The 20,495-nt window shown below is 70.9% G+C and carries 19 protein-coding genes and 2 tRNA genes; 9 read left to right on the forward strand and 12 right to left on the reverse strand.

Translation table 11 applies throughout. The annotated features are described in order from the left end of the window. Window positions 1-3 precede the first annotated feature (3 nt). The 5 genes from OG588_RS24420 to OG588_RS24440 all read right to left on the reverse strand — a co-directional run bounded on the left by OG588_RS24420 (window position 4) and on the right by OG588_RS24440 (window position 5,007). The gene (locus OG588_RS24420) at window positions 4-1,707 is read right to left on the reverse strand and encodes a sensor histidine kinase (RefSeq protein WP_405949161.1); all 1,704 of its coding nucleotides are present in this window, start codon (window positions 1,705-1,707) and stop codon (window positions 4-6) included. Further along, window positions 1,704-2,444: a response regulator transcription factor gene (locus tag OG588_RS24425; protein WP_019054929.1), complete on the reverse strand. Its 741-nt coding sequence runs from the start codon at window positions 2,442-2,444 to the stop codon at window positions 1,704-1,706. The genes OG588_RS24420 and OG588_RS24425 overlap by 4 nt, the downstream gene beginning before the upstream one ends. Window positions 2,445-2,664: 220 nt before the next feature. Beyond that, window positions 2,665-3,612 carry an amidohydrolase family protein gene (locus tag OG588_RS24430; protein WP_405949162.1) on the reverse strand — a complete coding sequence of 316 codons (948 nt, stop codon included), beginning with the start codon at window positions 3,610-3,612 and terminating at the stop codon, window positions 2,665-2,667. Window positions 3,613-3,657: 45 nt separating this feature from the next. Continuing rightward, window positions 3,658-4,593: a DUF2797 domain-containing protein gene (locus OG588_RS24435; protein WP_405949163.1), complete on the reverse strand. Its 936-nt coding sequence runs from the start codon at window positions 4,591-4,593 to the stop codon at window positions 3,658-3,660. Between the two features lie 36 nt (window positions 4,594-4,629). Further along, a complete protein-coding gene (locus OG588_RS24440; protein WP_405949164.1) occupies window positions 4,630-5,007 on the reverse strand; it encodes an HGxxPAAW family protein in 378 nt (125 codons plus the stop codon). 90 nt (window positions 5,008-5,097) lie between these two features. Between OG588_RS24440 and OG588_RS24445 the strand changes: the two genes are divergently transcribed. From OG588_RS24445 to OG588_RS24460, 4 genes are all read left to right on the forward strand, one after another. Next, entirely contained in the window at window positions 5,098-5,589 is a 492-nt protein-coding gene (locus OG588_RS24445; RefSeq protein ID WP_405949165.1) for a MarR family winged helix-turn-helix transcriptional regulator, read from the forward strand. A gap of 68 nt (window positions 5,590-5,657) precedes the next feature. After that, window positions 5,658-6,236 (forward strand): IS607 family transposase, encoded by a 579-nt coding sequence (locus tag OG588_RS24450; RefSeq protein ID WP_405949166.1) that lies wholly within the window; start codon window positions 5,658-5,660, stop codon window positions 6,234-6,236. Beyond that, the gene (locus tag OG588_RS24455; RefSeq protein WP_405949167.1) at window positions 6,229-7,884 is read left to right on the forward strand and encodes an IS200/IS605 family accessory protein TnpB-related protein; all 1,656 of its coding nucleotides are present in this window, start codon (window positions 6,229-6,231) and stop codon (window positions 7,882-7,884) included. The genes OG588_RS24450 and OG588_RS24455 overlap by 8 nt, the downstream gene beginning before the upstream one ends. Window positions 7,885-8,029: 145 nt before the next feature. Further along, window positions 8,030-8,494 carry a hypothetical protein gene (locus OG588_RS24460; RefSeq protein ID WP_019054934.1) on the forward strand — a complete coding sequence of 155 codons (465 nt, stop codon included), beginning with the start codon at window positions 8,030-8,032 and terminating at the stop codon, window positions 8,492-8,494. Here OG588_RS24460 and OG588_RS24465 read toward each other — a convergent pair. Then, complete coding sequence (locus OG588_RS24465; protein WP_405949168.1) at window positions 8,478-9,440, reverse strand: phosphotransferase family protein; 963 nt, start codon at window positions 9,438-9,440, stop codon at window positions 8,478-8,480. The genes OG588_RS24460 and OG588_RS24465 overlap by 17 nt on opposite strands. 25 nt (window positions 9,441-9,465) lie before the next feature. Then, window positions 9,466-10,404 carry an AraC family transcriptional regulator gene (locus OG588_RS24470; RefSeq protein WP_405949169.1) on the reverse strand — a complete coding sequence of 313 codons (939 nt, stop codon included), beginning with the start codon at window positions 10,402-10,404 and terminating at the stop codon, window positions 9,466-9,468. A gap of 111 nt (window positions 10,405-10,515) precedes the next feature. Here OG588_RS24470 and OG588_RS24475 point away from each other — a divergent pair, with 111 nt between their 5' ends. Both OG588_RS24475 and OG588_RS24480 read left to right on the forward strand, forming a co-directional pair. Then, complete coding sequence (locus tag OG588_RS24475; RefSeq protein WP_405949170.1) at window positions 10,516-11,376, forward strand: NmrA family NAD(P)-binding protein; 861 nt, start codon at window positions 10,516-10,518, stop codon at window positions 11,374-11,376. Between the two features lie 2 nt (window positions 11,377-11,378). Further along, on the forward strand, window positions 11,379-11,819 hold the full coding sequence (locus OG588_RS24480; RefSeq protein ID WP_405953198.1) for a nuclear transport factor 2 family protein: 441 nt from the start codon (window positions 11,379-11,381) through the stop codon (window positions 11,817-11,819). 155 nt (window positions 11,820-11,974) lie between these two features. Here the strand turns inward: OG588_RS24480 and OG588_RS24485 are convergent, their stop codons facing one another. The 4 genes from OG588_RS24485 to OG588_RS24500 all read right to left on the reverse strand — a co-directional run bounded on the left by OG588_RS24485 (window position 11,975) and on the right by OG588_RS24500 (window position 13,057). Beyond that, window positions 11,975-12,139, reverse strand: coding sequence for a hypothetical protein (locus OG588_RS24485; protein ID WP_366096658.1), 165 nt, complete (start codon window positions 12,137-12,139; stop codon window positions 11,975-11,977). A gap of 78 nt (window positions 12,140-12,217) precedes the next feature. After that, window positions 12,218-12,439 (reverse strand): hypothetical protein, encoded by a 222-nt coding sequence (locus tag OG588_RS24490; protein WP_026150079.1) that lies wholly within the window; start codon window positions 12,437-12,439, stop codon window positions 12,218-12,220. Window positions 12,440-12,688: 249 nt separating this feature from the next. Next, a tRNA-Arg gene (locus OG588_RS24495) sits at window positions 12,689-12,761 on the reverse strand. 205 nt (window positions 12,762-12,966) lie between these two features. After that, window positions 12,967-13,057 (reverse strand) — tRNA-Ser (locus OG588_RS24500). A 168-nt stretch (window positions 13,058-13,225) separates the two neighbouring features. Between OG588_RS24500 and OG588_RS24505 the strand changes: the two genes are divergently transcribed. Next, a complete protein-coding gene (locus OG588_RS24505) occupies window positions 13,226-13,729 on the forward strand; it encodes an SSI family serine proteinase inhibitor (protein ID WP_405949171.1) in 504 nt (167 codons plus the stop codon). A 226-nt stretch (window positions 13,730-13,955) separates the two neighbouring features. Then, window positions 13,956-18,509, forward strand: a complete 4,554-nt coding sequence (locus tag OG588_RS24510; protein ID WP_405949172.1) for a PAS domain-containing protein — start codon at window positions 13,956-13,958, stop codon at window positions 18,507-18,509. 24 nt (window positions 18,510-18,533) lie between these two features. On the opposite strand, the gene OG588_RS24515 is transcribed toward OG588_RS24510, so the two are convergent. Then, window positions 18,534-19,112 carry a TetR family transcriptional regulator gene (locus tag OG588_RS24515; protein ID WP_366096661.1) on the reverse strand — a complete coding sequence of 193 codons (579 nt, stop codon included), beginning with the start codon at window positions 19,110-19,112 and terminating at the stop codon, window positions 18,534-18,536. Between the two features lie 132 nt (window positions 19,113-19,244). Here OG588_RS24515 and OG588_RS24520 point away from each other — a divergent pair, with 132 nt between their 5' ends. Further along, window positions 19,245-20,456: an MFS transporter gene (locus OG588_RS24520; protein ID WP_405949173.1), complete on the forward strand. Its 1,212-nt coding sequence runs from the start codon at window positions 19,245-19,247 to the stop codon at window positions 20,454-20,456. The last annotated feature ends 39 nt before the right edge of the window (window positions 20,457-20,495 follow it).

A 20,495-nucleotide genomic window follows, 5' to 3' on the forward strand; every position in this document is an offset into this window, starting at 1 on the left:
TCCTCAAGCGCCCTGTTGCACCCATGTGGTGGCACTGTGCTGTGCCTGTGAGTGCGATTGCCAATTCGTTTCGGGGGCGGGCATGGGCACAGCGGGTGCCAGCGCGGGCAGATGCACGGTGAACACAGTGCGTCCGGGAACGCTGTCCACGGTGACGGCTCCGCCGTGTGCGGTGGCGACCGCCTGCACGATGGCGAGGCCCAGACCCGTCGATCCCGTGGAGCGGGAACGCGCCGAGTCGCCGCGTGCGAACCGCTCGAAGACATGCGGCAGCAAATCGGGCGGGATGCCCTGGCCGTTGTCCTCGACGTCCACGCACATCCACGGCCCGCGCCGCTGTACGCGTGCGGTGATCGTCGTACCGGGCGGTGTGTGCTTGCGGGCGTTGCCCAGCAGGTTGATGAGCACCTGCTGGATACGGGCCGCGTCCGCCGACACGAGGGCCGGTTCGTCGGGCAGGTCGAGCCGCCAGTTGTGGTCCATGCCGGCCGCGCGCGAGTCGCTGATGGTGTCCACGACGAGCGGGATGAGGTCGGTCTGGTCGAACTGCAGCGGTCTGCCCGCGTCGAGCCGGGCGAGGAGCAGCAGATCCTCGACGAGGAGGGTCATACGGCCCGCCTCGGACTCGATTCTTCCCAGGGCGTGCTTGGTGTCGGGCCCGGTCTGTTCGCGCCCCCGCCGGGTCAGCTCCGCGTAACCGCGGATGGAGGCGAGGGGCGTCCGCAGCTCATGACTGGCGTCCGCGACGAACTGCCGTACCCGCATCTCGCTCTGCTGTCTTGCATGCAGGGCGCCGTGGACGTGGTCGAGCATCCGGTTGAGCGCGGCTCCGACCTGGCCGACCTCGGTGTACGGGTCGGTCTCGGACTCGGGGACACGTTCGTTGAGGGTGACCTCGCCGGTGTGGAGCGGGAGTTCGGAGACCCGGGTGGCGGTGGAGGCCACGCGGCGGAGGGGGCGGGTGGCGATGCCGACCAGTACGTAGCCCGCGATACCGGCGGCAACCAGGCCGGCGGCGGTGACGCTGAGCTCGACGAGGATGAGGGTGTTGACGGTGTTGTCGACGTCCGTGGTCGGCAGGGCGACGTAGAAGCCCTCGGTCTTGTTGTCGGGGACCGAGGCGTACTTGACCAGGTAGTCCCCGAGACCCGGGATGGTCACGGTGTGCGAATTGCCGTCCTTCGACACGGACGCGAGGGCCTGCTTCTGCGCCGTGTTGAGAGCCGGGGTGGCCATCCCGTTGCCCACGCCGGAACTGTCGGTCTTCGGCAGGCTGTAGGACGCGGTGACGATCGCGCCCTTCTTCACATAGGCGGCGACGGCCTTCTCCTGCGACGGACCACTGCTGGTGAGGACCCTCTTGACCTTGTTGGCCGGCGTCTGGGGGGGAACGGGATCGTCAGTCTTGGTAGAGGTGGAGGTGGACGAAGGGGCCGAGGAAGTGGAGGACGAGCCGTTCGGGTTCACCAGAGGTCCGGCATCCGGATTGCCCTGCGGACCGTGACCCACCGCACGGATGGCCGTGTCGGTCACCTTGCCCCTGAGCTGGTCGTACAGGTGGGACTGCAACGCGACAGTCGTCACGGTCCCGATCACCGCGCACACCACCGCGATCAGCGTCACGGACGCGACGACGAGCCGGGTCCGCAGGGTGCGCGGCTTACCCGCTCGTTTCTTCTGCGCACGCGGCCGTCGTCGCCCGCTCATGAGGCCGCGGGCTTGATCAGGTAACCGGCACCGCGCCGGGTGTGGATCATCGGCTCACGTCCCGCGTCGATCTTCCGGCGGAGGTACGAGATGTAGAGCTCGACCACATTGGCCTGCCCACCGAAGTCGTACGACCACACACGGTCGAGGATCTGCGCCTTGCTGAGTACACGCCGGGGATTACGCATCAGGAAGCGCAACAGCTCAAACTCGGTCGCGGTGAGGTGGATGCCCTCACCGGCCCGCGACACCTCGTGGCTGTCCTCGTCGAGGGTGAGGTCACCCACGACCAGCACGGAGTCCGAGCGGCGGTCGGCGGCACCGGAGCGGCGGATCAGTCCACGCAGCCGGGCGACGACCTCTTCGAGGCTGAACGGCTTGGTGACGTAGTCGTCGCCACCGGCGGTGAGCCCGGCGATACGGTCCTCGACGGCGTCCTTCGCCGTCAGGAACAGCACCGGGACATCCGGCAGCTCTCTGCGCATCCGACCGAGAACGGTCAGGCCGTCCATGTCCGGCAGCATCATGTCGAGGACGACGGCGTCGGGCCGGAACTCGCGCGCGGTCTGGATCGCGCCGGTTCCGTCACCCGCGCTTCTGATCTGCCAGCCCTCGTATCGGAGGGCCATGGACAGCAGCTCGGTGATCGACAGCTCGTCGTCCACCACAAGCACTCGGACGGGGCTCCCGTCCGGCCTCAGCAGTTCGGTGCGCCCCTGGGGCGAGGTCGTGGTCATAGTGGACACCTTGTCGGGGTCCCCTAAGAACACGCTTTCCGGAGTCTGTGATTTTCCTGAGAAATGCACAGGCGCCTCTCAGGGAACACCTTGGAAGCGCTTGCCCAACGCTCATCCGGAGGTCATGAAGCCGTGCGCGCCCTGCACAACCGCCTCCCCCTCCCCTCCATTCGCACACTCTCCCCGCATTCCCCATACCGGCCGTACTCTCAGCTCCCCCTCACGGTCCGAACAGCCGCGCCCCGTTGTCATGGCAGACCGCCCGCAGCCAGTCCTCCCCCAGGTCCAGCCGCTCCAGGGCGTGCAGCTGGTGAACATACGGATACGGAATGTTCGGGAAGTCGCTGCCCAGGAGCACGCGGTCGCCGAGCGCGGCCAGCCGGGGGAGTGCGCGGGGCGGGAAGGGCGCGAAGCGTTCGCTGAAGTCGGTGAACGCCATCGTCGTGTCCAGCCGCACCTCCCCGTACCGTTCGGCCAGGTCCAGGAAGTCCTCGTACTCCGGCATCCCCATGTGCGCGAGGACTAGTCGCAGCCGGGGGTGGCGGGCCAGTACCCGTGCGATCGGCTCGGGTCCGGTGTGCTTGCCGGGTGCGGGACCCGACCCGCAGTGGATGACGACGGGCGTCCCGCTCTCGGCGAGCAACCCCCAAGCCGGGTCGAGGAGTTCATCGGCCGGGTCGTACGCACCCACCTGCACATGCGCCTTGAACACCCGCGCGCCGGCATCGAGGGCTCGCCGCACGTAGTCCTCGACTCCCGGCTCCGGGAAGAGGGTCGAGGTGTGCAGACAGTCGGGCGTGCGCGCGGCGAAGTCGACGGCCCAGCCGTTGAGCCACTCGGCCATCCCGGGCTTGTGCGGGTAGAGCATGGCGGTGAAAGCGCGTACTCCGAACTCCCTTATCAGCGCGACCCGTTCCGCCTCCTCCTTCCGGTACGTGATCGGCCACTCCAGCGCTCCGCCGGTCGCCGGCCCGAGCGCGTCGAAGTAGTCCCAGACCTTGCGCAGCACCCGCTCGGGCATGAAGTGGGTGTGCACGTCGACGAGCCCGGGGAGCCCGAGCCGCCGCCAGAACGCCCGGACTTCGGCCACTTCGGCCACTTCGGCCACTTCGGCCACTTCGGCTGCCGGCTCCTGCCTCTCCTCCAACTCCGCCTCCTTCTCAGTCATGCGCACACTCGAACCCGCGACTCTTGGCCAGCACGTCAGAAGACTTCAGAACAACCCCTCCTGCACCACCGGCGCCTCCCGCCTGAACTCCCGTACCGGCACGGTGAATCCACCCGTCTCACCCCTGTCACCCCCGGAGGAACCGGCGGGGATCAGCTCCCACCCCGTCATCAGCCGCGTGTCCAGCACGACCACCCCCCGCCCGGTCGCGAGGTGGAGGTCCGGTCCCGCCACCGCGACGACCTCCCCGCTCACCACCCCGCCCGCGACCAGCCCGCTCACCTCACCGACGGCGGCCGGGAGTCCCGCGAGGCCGAAGACGTCGACGTGGTCCACGGGTCGGTACGGCTCGCGGTGGAGCGAGTCCGGCCATTCGCGCAGCGCGAGGGCCCGTGCGTGCAGCTCGGCGATCTCGGCGGCCCGCTCCTCGGCGGACCCCGGCAACGCGGACCGTACGGCGCGCTTCTCGCCGTAGGGAATCCGGTCCGGCACCCGGAGGGCGGCGCGCAGCAACTCCTCCGAGCGGCGGGCCGCCATCAGCGGGCCGAGGCCGAGCCAGCTGAAGCAGACGGCACCCTGCTCAAGCAGCCGCGCCGAGCCGCGCTCTTCGGCGGTGATGCCGACCTTGAGCAGGCCGGGACCGAACCAGGCCAGATATACGTGGTACGGCCGCGGATCGTCCGCGATCGTGTCGGCGGCCACCGAGTGCGCCCGGTCCAACCGCGCGCACTCCTCGCACCGCGCCCCCGTACTCCGCTCCGGCACGGCAGCCCGCACCGGACAGGCATTCCCCCGCACCCCCACGCATGTCCGCCCGCCCCCTTCCGCGACCTCGAAGGCCACCCGCTTCCCCCGGGGCAACGGGCTCCCACGCCCGCCGTCCCACTTCAGCTCAGGAGCACCCGCCGCCCACCGCAGCCCCGAGCACTTCCATGTCTGCGATGTTTGTGGTGCCCGCGATCCCCGTGCTGTCTGTGCCATCGCTCACGAGATTAGACGGCGGCACTGACAACGGCGTCAGCGCGCGGTTTCACCGACCGGAGCCGACTCCCGGTACGCGACCGCGCGCTCCTCGGCCGTGTACTCCTCCGCCGCCCGCCCCCGCCCCGCCAACCGACACCCGACACACCCGGCATGCCCCGCGCGCGCCAGCGGATCCCGCACCCGCATCCCCCACTGCGCCCGGTCCCGCCGCCCGGGCGGCTTGCCCCACCCGGTGAGATGGAGCGCCCAGGTGACCAGCACGCTCACCGCGACGATCCCCAGCCCGCCGCCGATCAGCGGGGCGGAGACCACGCACACTCCCACCCCGGCGACGGTCGTACCGACGGTCGCGATACCGACTCCGGTCCAACCCGCGACCGTATGCCCCTCGTCATACTGATGTGCGCTCATGTGCGGCCTCCCTCAGCAGATCTCCGACCTTATTACCTCACTTGCTAAGAAGTTTAGACTAGAAACCCCTCACCAGCTAAGGCAATAACCATGCACGCCAAGCCTCGCCCCGCCGCCACCCCGGCCCAGGCGCTGGACGCGATGGACAACCTCATCGCCACCGCCCAGCTCGGCCAGCAGGAAATGGCCGAGCGGCTGGGCCTGAACGTCACCGATCTCGTCTGTTTCGCCTACGTCATCAAGTCCGGCGAGCACCTCCTCACCGCGGGCGACCTCGCCGCACACGTCCACGTCACGACGGGCGCGGTGACCGGCATCCTCAACCGCCTGGAGCGCGCCGGTTTCATCACCCGCGCCCCCGACCCGACCGACCGCCGCCGCGTCCGCGTGGCCCCGGTACCGGCGGCGGTGACCCGGGTCGTCGCCCTCTACGGCCCCTACTACGAGCGCCTCGACGCCCAGTTCGCCGAGTACTCCCCCGCCGAGATCGCCGTACTGAACGACTGGTTCACGCGGACGTCGGCGCTGGCGCAGGGCTACATGGAGGAACTCCGGGCGCGGGAAAAGCAGGACAGGGGGTAGTGAACTGCTCCAGATTAGGTGAACTCTAGTGTGTATTGGCGCCTTTGAGTGGGCGTTACGATCGCTGTATGAACCTCAAGGAGTGGGCGAAAGCGAACGGTGTGCATCCGCATACCGCGTACCGCTGGTTCCGCGAGGGCACGTTGCCGGTCCCCGCCGAGCGTGTGGGGCCGCGCACGATCTTGGTGAACATCGAGGCGAACTCGTCACCGGCTGTGACTGGTGGTGTGGGTCTGTATGCCCGTGTTTCCTCCCACGGCCAGAAGGCCGACCTGGAACGTCAGGCGGCCCGGCTGTCGGAGTGGGCGGCTGAGGCCGGTCACCGGGTGGTGCGGATCGAATCCGAGATCGCCTCGGGTGTGAACGGCGGCCGTACGAAGGCCCGTCGCATGCTGGCCGACCCGGCGGTGACCACCGTGGTGGTGGAGCACAAAGACCGGCTCGGCCGGATGAACGTCGAGTTGGTCGAGGCCGCACTGTCCGCGACCGGACGCCGCCTGGTCGTCCTGGACGAAGGCGAAGCCGATGACGACCTGGTGCAGGACATCGTGGATGTCCTGACCTCGTTCTGTGCCCGCCTGTACGGGCGCCCGTCCGCGAAGAACCGGGCGAAGAAGGCTCTTGAGGCGGCTGCCGCCGATGACTGAGCCGAAGAAGCAGCCGCGTTCGATCGACGCGCCGTTCGTCGCCCTCGGTCCGTCCGGTGTCGCGATACGCGACCGCCTCAAGCACCTCACACCCGAGGACGAGAAGGTGCTGCGCCTGGTCGGCGAGCATCTCGGCTCCCTGGCATCCCGCGACCTGGCGGCCCGCTGCCTGGACGCGGGCGGCCACTCCACCGATACGTGGGCGGCCCGTAAGCAGGGCCTGACGGCCGCCTCGTCGTCCCGGTGGGCCGGGTCGATCACGAAGGCCAGCCACGATCAGTGGGCGCTCTCGCGCCACTGCCAGCTCGCGCACATCCAAGGCCTTGAGGCCGGCGTGCGCACGCTGATGCACCGCCTGTCCCTCCCGCTCGGGGAGAAGGGCACCAAACGCGCTGCGGGCGGCTACCGTTCCAAGGCCGAGTGGTTCCAGAAGTCGCGGCGTCTGCAGGTTCTCCAGCACCGCCTCGACACCGCCCGTGCTGAGCGTGAAGCCGGTGTCGTGCACGTCGTGCGCGGCGGCCGGAAGCTGCTGAACACCCGGCACAACCTCCAAGCGGCCCAGCTCACCGAGGCCGAGTGGCGCAAACACTGGGAAGCGGAGCGCTGGTTCCTCGCCGCCGACGGCGAGTCCGGGAAGCGGTTCGGGAACGAGACGATCCGCATCACCCCGGACGGCGAGGTCTCCCTCAAGCTGCCCGCGCCGCTCGCGCACCTGGCGAACGACAAGCACGGCCGGTATGCCCTGGCCTCGAAGATCGCGTTCGCGCACCGGGGCCAGGAGTGGACCGACCGCATCTCGGCGAATCGGGCGGTGGCCTACCGCATCCACGTCGACGTGGAACGCGACCGCTGGTACCTCACCGCGTCCTGGCAACGCCCCGTCGTCCAGACGGTCCCGCTGGAGACCGCACGGGCCAAGGGCATGATCGGCGTGGACACCAACGCCGACCACTTCGCCGCCTACCGGCTCGACCCGCACGGCAACCCGGTCGGCGACCCCAAGCAGTTCTTCTACGACCTGTCGGGCACCGCCCCGCATCGCGACGCGCAGATCCGGCACGCCATCACCCAAGTCCTGCACTGGGCCAAGGCCTGCGGTGTCGCCGCCATCGCGATCGAGGACCTTGACTTCACCGCCGAGAAGACCCGCGAGAAGCACGGCCGGCGCAAAAGGTTCCGGCAGCTCATCTCCGGCATCCCCACCGGCAAGCTCAACGCCCGCCTCGTCTCGATGGCCGCAGAGATGGACCTGTCCATCGTGGCCGTGGACCCGGCCTACACCTCCATGTGGGGCGGCCAGCACTGGCGCAAGCCGCTGACCACCTCACGCCGCAAGATGTCCCGTCACGATGCCGCAGGTATCGCGATCGGGCGACGCGCCCTCGGTCACCCGATCCGGCGACGGACGGCACCGCCCCGCGACGACCAGAGTGATCGTCGCGGGCATCGGACCGTCCAGGCCGGACCATGTGCCCGAGGGCGTGAGGAAACCCGCCCACCCGTCACGGAGCGTGCACACGATGCACGCCGCCGACCGGGTCACCAAAAGGGAACGCGGGAGACCAGCGCATCCAAAACCGTTCGGGATGCACGCAGTGCCGGGCAGTGGGCCCAACACTCACTCCCGCTCACTGATCAGGAACGGTAAACCCGACCCCGTAGGTACAGCCCACTCCACCAACCGTCCGGGAGACCACTCCATCGTGCCCGGAGCCGTACGACGACATCGTTGACCACAGCCGGGGACAGAGATCCGGCGCAGGCCCAACGGCCGCCGTACGGAGGGAAATCCCATGAAGCCCGGCGCGTTCGCATCGTTCGTCAGGTTCGTGGTGTGCGGCGGCGGGGTCGGGGTGCTGTCCAGCGCGGCGGTACCGCTGCTGGCCGCGCTGATGCCGTGGGCGGCGGCGAACGCGCTGATCACGGTCGCCTCGACCGTCCTCTGCACCGAGTTGCACGCCCTGTTCACCTTCAGCACCGGCCGTCGTCCCGGCCTGCGCGAGCACTGGCAGTCGGCGGGTTCGGCCACGGCGGCCTACGCGGCGACGTCCGCGGCGATCCTCATCCTCCACACCGTCCAGTCCTCCCCCACGATGCTCACCGAACAGCTCGTCTACCTCAGCGCCTCCGGCCTCGCCGGCATCGGCCGCTTCCTGGTCCTCCGCCTGTTCGTCTTCGCCGACCGCGGCGCCTCGGCTCCGGTCGCGATCGCGGTACGGCCGACCGTGGCAGCACCCGCGTTCAGCGCGGCCGCGTGAGCGCCCCACGCCTCAACAGCCCTGCGCACCAACGGAAATGCCCGTCACCGCCGTCCGAGCCCGAGGCGAACAGGTCGTAGGTCGCCAGCGCATAGGCACGCTGATAGAGGACGAGCGTGTCCGGCGCGTACCCGAACTCCGCCGCGAACAGCCGGGTGAGGGCGACGGTGTGCGGCTCCGCGTACGGCCCGTACATGTCCCACACGGCGGCTGCCACGGCGGCCTCGAAGGCCGGGTCACCGGCGGTGGTGAAGAACCCGAAGTCGAGTACGGCCGTAGGGGCGCCCGTGTCGTCGACGTGGATGTTGGGCGGCACGAGATCACCGTGCACGACACTGACCGGGCCGCCCTCCGGCAGTGCCCGCAGGGCGTCCACGGTCCGGCGCACGATGCCCGCGAGGTCGGGGACGTGAGCGGCGAGCAGGTCACCATGGCGATGGACGGCACGCCGGACGAGGTCGGCGAGCGCGTCGGGAAAGCGGGCGTGACCTTCCCAGAGCGGCCGGTCGTCGCCCTGCACGGTGAGCCGCCGCATGGCCTCGGTACCGGGCACGGCGGCCAGCCCGCGCAACACCGTCAGCAGGGCGTCGGTCTCCCGCCCGGCCAACTCCCGCCCCGGCGCCACGACCGCCGAGTCGGCCCGCAACGGGACTCCGGCCAACTCCCGTTCGTAGGTGACCAGTACGCCCTCGCGCTCCTCGACGTCGAGGATCTCCGGCGTGGCGAAGGGCAACGACTGCGCCACCCGCGCGATGTCCTCGTAGACCCGCCGCATGAGCTCCACCCCGACCGGCCGCCGCCCGCTCCACACCTTGCCGACGATCCCGTCCCCGAGCCGGTAGACGGCGCCCTCGACACCCGCGGCGAGCGGCCGGGCGTCTCCGTGACCGCGCTCCGCGAAGTACTGGATCCAGTGGGCGGTGTGCTCCTGGCGGTGGGTGACCATGGCTTGGCCGGACCCCCTCGGGGTGTCAATGGGTGTGCGGGGCAGGGTCGTTCGCGAGGTGGGACTCCCGTTGGCGCCAGCTGCCCGGGGGTTCGCCGTGGTGGCGGGTGAAGGCCGCTGCGAAGGCGTAGGGGGAGCCGTAGCCGACCGTGCGGGAGATGGCGGTGAGAGTGAGGTCGCCGGTGCGGAGGTGGTCGCGGGCCAGGGCCATCCGCCAGTCGGTCAGGTACTGCATCGGGGTCTGGCCGAGGGCCTCGCGGAAGGTGCGGGCGAAGGCCGCTCGCGACAGGCCGCTGATCGCGGCGAGTTCGGGGACCGTCCAGGGGTGGCCGGCGTTCTCGTGGACGGCCTGGAGCGCGGCGTTGAGGCGGGGGTCCGCGCAAGCCCGGTACCAGCGGGGCGCGTTGGGGCTGTGCCGGAAGTCGTTGCGGATGGCGAGCACGAGGAGGACGTCCAGGAGGCGGTCCAGGACCGTGGGCCCGCCCGGTTCGCCCGGCGCCGGTGTCGCCAACTCGTGGGAGAGCAGGCCGATCACGTCCCGCAACGGATCCCCGACCGCCGCCGACAGCGTCAGCACCTGCGGCAGCGCCTCCAGCAGCCCGGCGCCGATGTCCCCCGAGAAACGGTAGGCACCGCACAGGAACACCGTCGCCCGCGGATCCTCCGAACTCCCGCCCCGGGCATGCCTGTTCCGGAACTCCGCCGGTTCGAGGCAGTCCGCGCCCGGCGCGTGCCCGATGTGGTGATCGGGGCCGCCCCGGACGAGCGTCACCTCACCGGGTACGAGTTCCACCGCGTCGCCGGGGTCCTCCAGCCACAGCCAGCCCCGGCCCCGTACGACGGTGTGCACGGCCAGCTGGATCGACCCGGCCAGCCGCAGTCCCCACGGCGGCTCGGCCACCGTCCGCGCGAAGACGGCACCGGAAGCGCGGGCCCGCGCGAGGCGATCGTGCAGTATGTCCACCCGATCAGTATCCGCCGGGCGGCCCCGATGAGGGTTCCTTCGAGCGTCTGACGCAATGAATCGAGCGATTCACGCATTGATCCGCTCGCACCGCGCTCCCACGATGGAGCCATGACTGGATCACCACCCACCACCCTCGTCCTCGGCGGCACCGGCCGCACCGGCTCCCTCGTGGCCCGCCAACTCCCCGAACGAGGACTGTCCGCCCGCACCGCCGCCCGCCACGGCGCCGACGTCCGCTTCGACTGGGACGACCCGACCACCCACCCCGCCGCCCTCGACGGCGCCGACCGCCTCTACCTCGTCACACCCGTCCTGCGGATCTCCTACGCCGACCAGGTCGCCGCCTTCCTCGACCTCGCCGTGGCCGCGGGGGTACGTCACGTCACCTACCTCAGCACCTACGGCGGCCAACTGGCGCCCCCGGACGTCGACATCAGGGCCGTGGAGGACGATCTCGCCGCCCGGGACACCCTCACGCACGCGATCCTGCGCCCGGCCTGGGTGATGCAGAACTTCAGCGACGCGCATCTGCCGGTCGTCGACGGAGTGATCACGGTGCCTACCGGCGGCGGTACGGAAGCCTTCGTCGACGCGGGCGACATCGCCGCCGTCGCGGTGGAGACCCTGCTCGCGCCCGAGGCCCACGCCGGGGCGGAGTACGCGCCCACCGGACCGCGGGCCCTCACCGTCGCCGAGGTCGCCGACACCATCGCCGCGGTGACCGGCCGCCCGGTCGCCCACCAGGACATCGACCCCGAGGCATGGATCGGCGGCGCGGTCGCGGCCGGGCTCGTCCCCGCCGACTACGCGGTGATGCTCCGCCGGCTGACCGGCGCCATCGTCTCCGGCAACGGCTCCACGCCCAACGCCGACATCGAGAAGGTCACCGGCCGACCGGCGACCACCTTCGACGACTTCGCGCGGCGCAACGCCGGTGCCTGGGCCGCACCGGTGGTGGCGGTGAAGTGACCATGCCGGTGAAGGACTTCGGGGACTTCGCGGCGCTCGATCCGTTCTTCCGGATCGTCCAGGAGGGGCTGGCCGGCCTCGTCGACGGTGATCACTTCTTCGAGCTCCTGGCCGAGGACGTGGTCTTCGAGTACGTCGTCTCCGTGCCCGGATATCCACGCCGCATCCAGGGACGCGCGGCGGTGGCCGACCTGTACCGCGGCTACGGCGACGTCATGGTCCTGCGCGGCGCGGACGGACTGGCCGTCCACCGGGACTCCGGGACGTCAGTGGTCGTACTCGAGTACGCGGTGCACGGACGGGCCGTCCGGACCGGGCGTGCCTACGACAACCACTTCGTCTCCGTGATCACCGTCAGGAACCGCGAAGTGACGCACTGGCGGGACTACTTGGACCCCGTCGCCGTCTTCCGGGCCGTCGGATGGCCGGCGAAGGAGCACTGAAAACCGCTGAAGGTGCTGAGGTACTGGCTGAGGTACTGAAGATGCAGAGGGCGCTGAAGGCATGGCGGAGGAACCGCCGAGGAACTGGCACCGGCGCCGGCACATGGTTGACGGGCTTCGCCGGACAGTGCCCGTGGAAGCCCAGCCCGCCCTGACTAGCCCGCCCTGCGGAAGGCCTCGTCCATGTCCGAGAAGGACTGTCCGTCGTCGAACGGCAGCGTCTCGTCCTCCCCGAAGTCCGGGGCCTGGAAGGGGTTCGTCGCCGGAGGGGGCGATCCCGCGTTCGACTGGCGGGTCGCCCCTTCCGGGGCGGAGAACAACGAGGTCAGTTCGATGAGAGGTCTCCCGTTCGTTACAGGCCGCTGGGACCTGGTGTGCCGTGACCGGGCACGGCGGTCCTACAGCTTGCTCATCTTGGCGTACGGACTCAGGATGCGCTCCTGAACCGACCCGAAGTCGACGAGCACCGCGATTCCGTCCTCGATGCCGATGACCCGGCCGAGGCCGTACATGTCGTGTGTGACCTGGTCGCCCACGGCGAACTGCTTGGGTGCCGCCGCGGCTGGGGCCTTGAAGGGACTGGTGGGCAAATAGCGCTTCGGTGCAGCTGGCTTTGTCATTGACTCCAGTATGGGCCTAGACACGCCACTCGCTGAGGCCGTCCACATCGCTTGTTCATCACAGATCGACCAACCGGGAACCACTTCGCCGCCCCGGACGTACCCCTCACGCCCCTGACCTGGCCGTTCCTGGGCCGACCCCGGAACCGCCCGAAACCTCCGCCGGCCTTCGAAACACAGGCTTCGAAACAACGGACGCCGGGGCACACGCGAGAGGCCCCGGATCACTCCGGGGCCTCTCGTCAGATGTGCACTCGGCAGGATTCGAACCTGCAACCTTCTGATCCGTAGTCAGATGCTCTATCCGTTAAGCTACGAGTGCTTGTTTTCTCTTGTTTTCCTTCGCCGTTCCCTGCCCTTCCGGGCCGCTCGCGGCGACAGGAAGAACATTACATGACTGCCGCCGCCATGTGAAATCCGTTAGCCATACCCCTTTTGAGCTGCGAAAACAGCCTGAGAACAGCTTCGCGGACACGCCCGGGAACGACCGAAGCCCCAGTCGCGTGGACCGGGGCTTCGGTGAGGTGCGGAGGCGGAGGGATTTGAACCCTCGATGGGATTTGCGTCCCAAACCGCATTAGCAGTGCGGCGCCATAGACCGGACTAGGCGACGCCTCCAGCACAACCACCCGCGCGAGCGCGGAAGGTGCGTGCAGATGATGACACAGACGAGCGCGGTGTCACCAATCGCCTCCCACGGTACTAGGCAGGCGGGCCGCAGGGCAAAGCCGTTGTCGCCGGCCGCCGTGTCCGCAACGTCCGGGGGCGGTGGGCGTTAGTCAGGTCATGTCCCAGGTCAGCCGTCTCCACCGCCCGCTCCGTCCGCTCCGTCTCCTCCTGGTCGCCGCCGCGTCCGCCGCCGGCGTCGGCTCGCTGGCCGCGGTGCCCGCCACCGCGTCGCCCGGCACGCTCCACACCCTCGCACCACCGCCCGTCCGTGACGAGGACCGGTCCGGCGGCGACCATCTCACCGTCACCGTCCGGCACGCGGGCGGCTCGGCCGACGGGACGCGCGAGCTGTACTGCCACCCCGGCGGCGGCACCCACCCGGACGTGACCGGCGCCTGCGCGGCCGTCGGCCGCAACACCCAGTGGGGGAAGGACCCCTTCGCACCGGTGCCCCCGGACAGCATCTGCACGATGATCTACGGCGGCCCCGCCACCGCCCATGTCACCGGCACCTGGGCCGGACGGCCCGTCGACACGACGTACGACCGGAGCAACGGCTGCGAGATCTCCCGCTGGAACGGGATGGTCCCGCTGCTGCCCGAACTCGGCCGTGGCCGCTGAAGGATCCCGGCCGAGGTCGCTGGAGGATCTGTGCCGTAACCACTGAAGACGGCAGGTATGGGTGCTCGGTCACACGTTCTACGTCACTTCGGCGTGCGACCTCCCTCTCATCTCACTCCGCGAGCACAAGGAGTGCCCTTAGACTCCCTCGCGTGACACGTCGCGGGCCGGTTGGCAAGATGGCCTACGCGGTCGGCAAGGTGCGGTAACAGGGAGGAAGCGTCTCGTGAGCAGCAGGCCATCCCGAGGCGCTGCTCGCCTCGCAGCCATACTCGACGCGCTCCCGGACGCGTTGGTACTGGTCAACGCCAACGGGACCGTCGTCAACGCGAACACCATCGCGCTCGAGGCCTTCGAGGCGCCGGGCACCGCGCTCGTCGGGCGTGGACTGCTGGACCTGCTGCCGGAGTTCGACTCCCGGCTCATCCCGGGTTCCATGCGGCGCCCCGACTCGATGGACCCGCGCGGCCGGACCAAGCCGACCCGCATGATCGCCCGCCGCACCGACGGCTCCGAGTTCCCCGTCGAGGTCACCAGCGCCAACCTCGAGGACGGCCAGCAGGCCTACGACGGCTACGGCTACACCTCCGACGAGCTGCTGATGCTCGTCGTGCGCGACCTCTCCGGGACCGTGGACACCGAGGCCGAGCTGGCCCGTTCGCAGCGGCAGACCGAGATGATCCTGCGCGCGGCGGCCGAGGGCGTCGTGGGGACGGACACGGACGGGCGGGTCGTGCTCGTCAATCCGGCCGCCGCCCAGATCCTCGGCTACCGCGCCAGCGACCTCGGCGGCAAGGAACTGCACACCCTCGTCCTGCACTCGCGCGCGGACGGCTCCCCCTTCCCGTACGCGGAGTCGCCGCTCGCCGACACGCTGCGCTCCGGGCGCAAGCACCGGGTGCGCGGGCAGGTGCTGTTCGCCAAGAACGGGGACCGGGTCTCCGTCGACCTCACCACCGCGCCCGTGCGCGACGGCGATCAACTCGTCGGCGCCGTGATGACCTTCACCGACCGGCGGCCCTACGACTCGCTCGCCGAGGAGAAGGACGCGGCCGACAAGGAGCACCGGGACCAGCTGGAGCGCATCGACGAGGAGCACGCCTCCGAGCTGACCTCGCTGCGCCAGAAGCACATCACCGAGATCGAGGAACTCCAGGAGCAGCACGAGGAGGAACTCGCCGCGAACGAGGAGCGGTACGCGGCGCTCGGGGAGCGGGAGAAGGACCGGTTCGAGGAACTGGCCGGACGGCACGAGCAACTCCTCACGCTGCTCGGGCGGTCGTTGCGCGGGCCCCTGGACGAACTGCGCCGGGAACTGGCCGCGTTGGCCGCCGATGACGCGGGCCAGCTGTGGCCCGAGGCCAACCAGGTGCTCCATCACCTCTCGGCGGGCTACTCGCGCATCACGCAGCTCATCGACAACGTGCTCGGCTACCAGCGGCTGGAGACCGGCGCCGACGACCTCTCGCGTACGAAAGTGATGCTGGACGCCGTGGTCGCGGCCGGTGTCGACGGGGCCGTGGAACTGATCGGGCCCGGGCGGGTGCAGTTCGCCGTGCACGCGCCGCCCATCGAGGCCGAGGTCGACCCCGTTCTCCTCGCGACCGCGCTCGCGCACCTCGTCGCGGATGTCGCGGGCGTCGACGCGACCGGCAACTCGCCCGCGTCCGTGGGCGGTTATATGGACAACACGGTCGTCGTGGCGGCGGCACAGCGCGGTGAGGTCGTACGGATCGAGGTGCGCGGGCCGTACGCCGGGGGAGACCCGGTGCACGAGCCGATCGTGCGCGGGATCGTGCGGGCGCACGGCGGTGTGCTCCAGACGCACGACGTGCCGGGCATGAGCGGCAGCGCGTATGTCCTGGAGGTGCCCATCGGGGGCGGAGCCGGTGCGGTAGCCGCTCCGGCCGCGACCGGTGGCGGCGCCGAACTCGCCCTGCCCGAGCCCGCCTCGGCCAGCAACGGACGTCGGCGGGCCCGGCGGTCCTCCGTGGACGCGTTCCTGGAGAGCGAGGTGCCGGGGTCCGATGACTCCGGTGACTCCGGTGACTCCGGTGGCGAGGCCGCGGTGCCTACCGGGCGGCGCAGGAGGCGGGCGGGCGATGAGTCCGCGGCGGTCGCGGTGGCCGGTGAAGCGGGCGGCGAGGGTGCGTCCAGTGGCACCGGGCGGCGGCGCGGACGGGCGGCCGACGGTGATTCCGCGGACGGTTCCCCAGGTGTGTCCGGGGGTGTGTCCGGGGGTGTCTCCGAGGGCGCTGTGATGACGGCGGCGGAGCATGCCGCTGGAACTGCCGCTTCCGGTACGGGACTTGGTGGCACCGTGTCGCCGCGAGGTGTGCCGGTGGGCGGTGAACGGCAGGCGCTGCCGGCCGCGTTGCCCGCGAGCGGCTCCGCCGATGCCGCCGACGACTCCGACTCCGGTGGCGAGGACGGTCAGCCGACCGGGCGTCGGCGGCGGGCCCTGGCGGCTGCGGCCGAGCGGGCCGCGGCGCAGGAGGCGGGGGCGCGGACCGTGTTCGCGTTGCCGCCGGCCGAGGCGGATCGGACGCCGGAGGGCTCTGGGGCTACGGCTGGGGCTACGGCTGCGCAGGCTCCCGGGGTTCCGGTTGGGCCCGGGGTTCCCGTCGCGCCTGGGGTTCCGGTTGTGCCTGGGCAGGTTCCCGGGGGTGTTCCTGGTGGGGTTCCCGGTGGGCATCCCGGTGAGGACGGGCGGCACGATGCCGTTCCGGTCGATCAGTCCGAGGATCACACTCCGCCTCAGCCGCATCCCGCGAGCGCGCCGACCGGGCGGCGGCGACGGGCTGTTGCTCAGCCGCAGCCGCATCCTCAGGCGCAGGGCGCGGAGTCGGTGCCGGTGCAGGCCGGCGCCCCGGTTCAGGCCGGCGTCGAGGTGCAGGGACAGGGGCAGCCCGGTGCGGTGGTTCCGGCGCAGGGTACGGCCGGGCAGGGGCAGCAGGGGATTCCGGCGCAGGTCGGTGCGGGGCAGCAACAGGGCGTAGGACAGCAGGGAGTTGGGCAACCGGGCGCTGCTCAGGTGGTCGGGGGTCAGCCCGGTACCGCCATGCAGCTTGCTCCCGCGCAGAGTCTTCCCGCTCCGGGGCAGAACCCGGCGGGGCAGCCGTTGCCGGCCGAGGCGGTTCCCGGACAGGGGATCCCGGCGCAGGGCAACCCCGGGCAGGGCAACCTCGGGCAGGGCAACCTCGGTCAGCCGGTTTCGCCGCAAGGGATCCAGGGTCAGGCAGTGCAGGGGCAGGGACTTCCCGGCCGGCCGGTCTCACCTCAGGGAATCCCGGGCCAGGGAATCCAGGGCCAAGGAGCACCCGGTGTTCCCGGCCAGCCGATTCCGCCCCAGGGCATTCCCGGTCAGGCCGCGCCCGCTCAGGGGCAGCCCGTCTCCCCGCACGGCATCCCCGGTCAAGTCGCCCCGGTTCAGGGCCAGTCCGGTGGGCCGGTGCCGCCGCAGGCGCTGCCCGCCGCGCAGCCGAACCCGGCCGCGGGTGCGCCCGGCGCGGCTCCGGCGCCCGTACCGGCGAACGGCGCCGACCCCGCCGTAGCGCCGAACGCGGCACCGAACGCGCAGCCGAACCTCAACCCGAACCCGAATACGCCCGCGCCCGGTACTCCTGTCGCCGCGCGGGCCGCGCAGCCGTTGCCCGCTGAAGCCGGTGCCGCTGCCGTCGACCCCAACTCCACTCAGGGGCGGGCGATCAGTGTGCGGACGTTGGGGCAGGGGGTGCCGTTCACGCGGCAGGCCGCTCAGGTGCAGCAGCCGACCGCCACGCCTCCGCCGCATCAACCGGGCGGGCGGCGGCGGAAGTTGGGGACGCGGCCCGATTCCGGTACCCCCGGGGCGGCGCGTCAACATCCGCAGGGTGAGCAGCCGCAGCCCTCCATGGCCGGGCAGTCGCGGCTCGCGCAGATGACCGAGGGGGCCGGGCGGTCGTACGCCATAGGGGCACCGGACGAGAACGCCGCCGAAGGGCCGGAGCCGTTGGACGGGCCTGGTGGGGCCGTCGAGATCGCGGACACGCCCCGGCCGCAGCCGCTCGACGACGAGCTGCCCCCGGAGCCGCTCGACAATCCGCGTCGGCTGCTGGTCTGGCCCGCGCCGGACGTGACGACCACGCAGGCGCTGAGCGACCGCGGGTACCGGCCCGTCATCGTGCACTCGCGCGAGGAGGTCGACGCGCAGATCGCCGCGTTCCCGGCGGCGCTGTTCGTGGATCCGTTGACCGGGCCGATCACGCGGACGGCGCTTCAGTCGTTGCGGCAGGCGGCGGTGGCCGCCGAGGTGCCGGTGCTCGTGACCGCCGGGCTCGGCCAGGCCACGCGTGAGGCTGCCTACGGTGCCGATCCCGCCGTCCTGCTGAAGGCGCTCGCGCCTCGGGACAGTGAGCAGCATCCGCCGCGGGTGCTGTTGATCGAGGAGCACGCGGAGATCGCGCTGGCGCTGACCGCGACGTTGGAGCGGCGTGGGATGCAGGTGGCTCGGGCCGCGAGTGACGCCGATGCAGTGACTCTGGCTGGGCAGTTGAGGCCGAACCTCGTCGTCATGGATCTGTTGCAGGTGCACAAGCGGCGGGCCGGGATCGTCGACTGGCTGCGCGCGAACGGGCAGCTCAACCGCACCCCGCTCGTCGTGTACACGGCCGCGGTGGATCAGGCCGACCTGCCGCGGCTGGCCTCCGGTGAGACCGTGCTCTTCCTCGCCGAGCGGTCGACGAGTACCGAGGTTCAGTCGCGGATCGTGGATCTGCTGGCCCGGATCGGTACCAACTGACCCTCAACTATCGGTCGGGGGCGGCTACTTGGCGACCAGTCGCCGTGCCGCCTCCTTGATCGACTCGCGGAGGCGGTCGCGGTCCGTGTCGTCCGCGCCCACCAGGACGCGGCGCATCTGCGGTACGACGACACCCCAGTTGGCCATCGCGACCAGCAGGAAGAGGAGGTCGCGGGCCGGGATCGCGTCGGTCACGACACCCCGGTCCTGGCCGTCCTGGAGGGCGGCGACCTTGAACGCGTAGTGCTGCTGGCGCTCGGTCTCGTCGGGGAGTTCGGCGGTGCCGTACTCCAGGCCCTCCCAGAAGAGGAGGCGGAGCACTTCGGGGTGGGCCTCGTGGTAGTCCATGAGGCGGTCGATCCAGCCCTCGATGTCGTCGGGGTCGACGGGGAGCTGCACGGCCAGGTCGAGCATGGACCTGCCGAGGACCTGCGTGAACAGCTCCGCCTTGTTGCCGAAGTAGGCGTAGATCAGCTGCTTGTTGGCCTTGGCCTCGGACGCGATGCGGTCGATGCGGGCGCCCGCGATGCCGTGCCGGGCGAACTCGGCGACCGCCGCCTCGAAGATCCGGGCCTTGGTGGCCTCGGGGTCTCTGACTCCCATGGGGCCAGCGTACTCGGCGGGCGGCGGTAACCAACTATTTGGTTGACAGGGAATTGCGGGGCGCTGCATGCTGTTCCAGCTTCCAACCAACCAGTTAGTTGCCAGAGCTGGCTCGAAGGAGTCCTACCGCTCATGTCCTCCGCAACCACAGCTCAGCCGGTGCAGGTCCCGACGGGAGCGCCGGTCCCCACGGCCGCCGACCGTCTCTTCCTCGTCCTCATCGCCGTCTGCACCGCGGTGACGGCCGCCAACATCTATCTCGCGGGCCCGCTGCTCCCCCTCATCGCCCACGACTTCGGCTCGACCCCGTCGGCGGTGGCCTGGATCGCCTCGGTCGCGCAGTTCGGCTACGCCACCGGCCTGCTCTTCTTCGCCCCGCTCGGCGACCGCGTGAACCGGCGTCCCCTGGTCGCCGCCCTCTCCGTGGCCACCACGGCGGCCCTGCTCGCCGGTGCCGCGGCCCCCGGGACCGCCGCCCTCGCGGTCGCCGTGTTCGTCGCCGCCGCCGCGACCGTCGTCCCGCAACTCCTCGTCCCGCTGGTCGCCGAACGCGCCCCCGCCCACCACCGCGCCCGCCATGTCGCGGCCGTCATAGCGGGCCTGTTCACCGGCATCGTGGCCGCGCGCGTCGTCGGCAGCCTGGTCGGCCAGGCCTACGGCTGGCGGGTCGTCTTCATCGGCTCGGCCGCCCTCACGCTCGTCCTCGGCCTCGCCACCGCGTACGTCCTCCCGTCCGAGAAGCGCCGCGGCTCCGGCCCGCTCTTCGCCGGCCTCGCGGCCCTGCCCGGCCTGGTCCGCAGCTCGCCCGACCTGTGGCGCGCGTGCCTGCGCCAGGCGGGGATGTTCGGCGCGTGGAGCGCCCTGTGGACGACCCTCGCCCTGCTCCTGACCGGCACGACCGGCGATTCCTACGGCTTCTCGACCGCAACCGCCGGGCTGTTCGGGCTCTTCGGGCTGGCGGCCAGCGCGGTGGCTCCGCTCGCGGGCGGGTTCGTCGACCGGTTCGGCGCGGGGAAGGTCGTACGGTCCGCGTATGCGCTCGCGGCCGTCTCCGTGCCGCTGTTCTGGCTGGGCGGGCACGTGCTGTGGGCGCTGTTCGTGGCCGCGATCGCCGTCCACGCGGCCCTGGTCGCCGCCCACGTCGCCAACCAGACCCTCGCCCTCACCACCACTTCCACCCCGGCGACCGCCAACACTGCCTACGTCGTCGCCGGCTTCACGGGCGGCGCGCTTGCCTCGGCGTTGGCGGGACCGGCGTTCAGCCACTGGGGCTGGGGCGGGGTGTGTGTGGTGGCGGGGGTGTGGCTGGTGATCGGGTGGGGTGCGACAGCTGTACGGCGGTGACGCCCTGCGCGGCGGCGGGATCTTCGAAGTGGCGCGGTG

This window comes from Streptomyces prunicolor, from assembly GCF_045162825.1.
Classification (GTDB): domain Bacteria; phylum Actinomycetota; class Actinomycetes; order Streptomycetales; family Streptomycetaceae; genus Streptomyces; species Streptomyces prunicolor.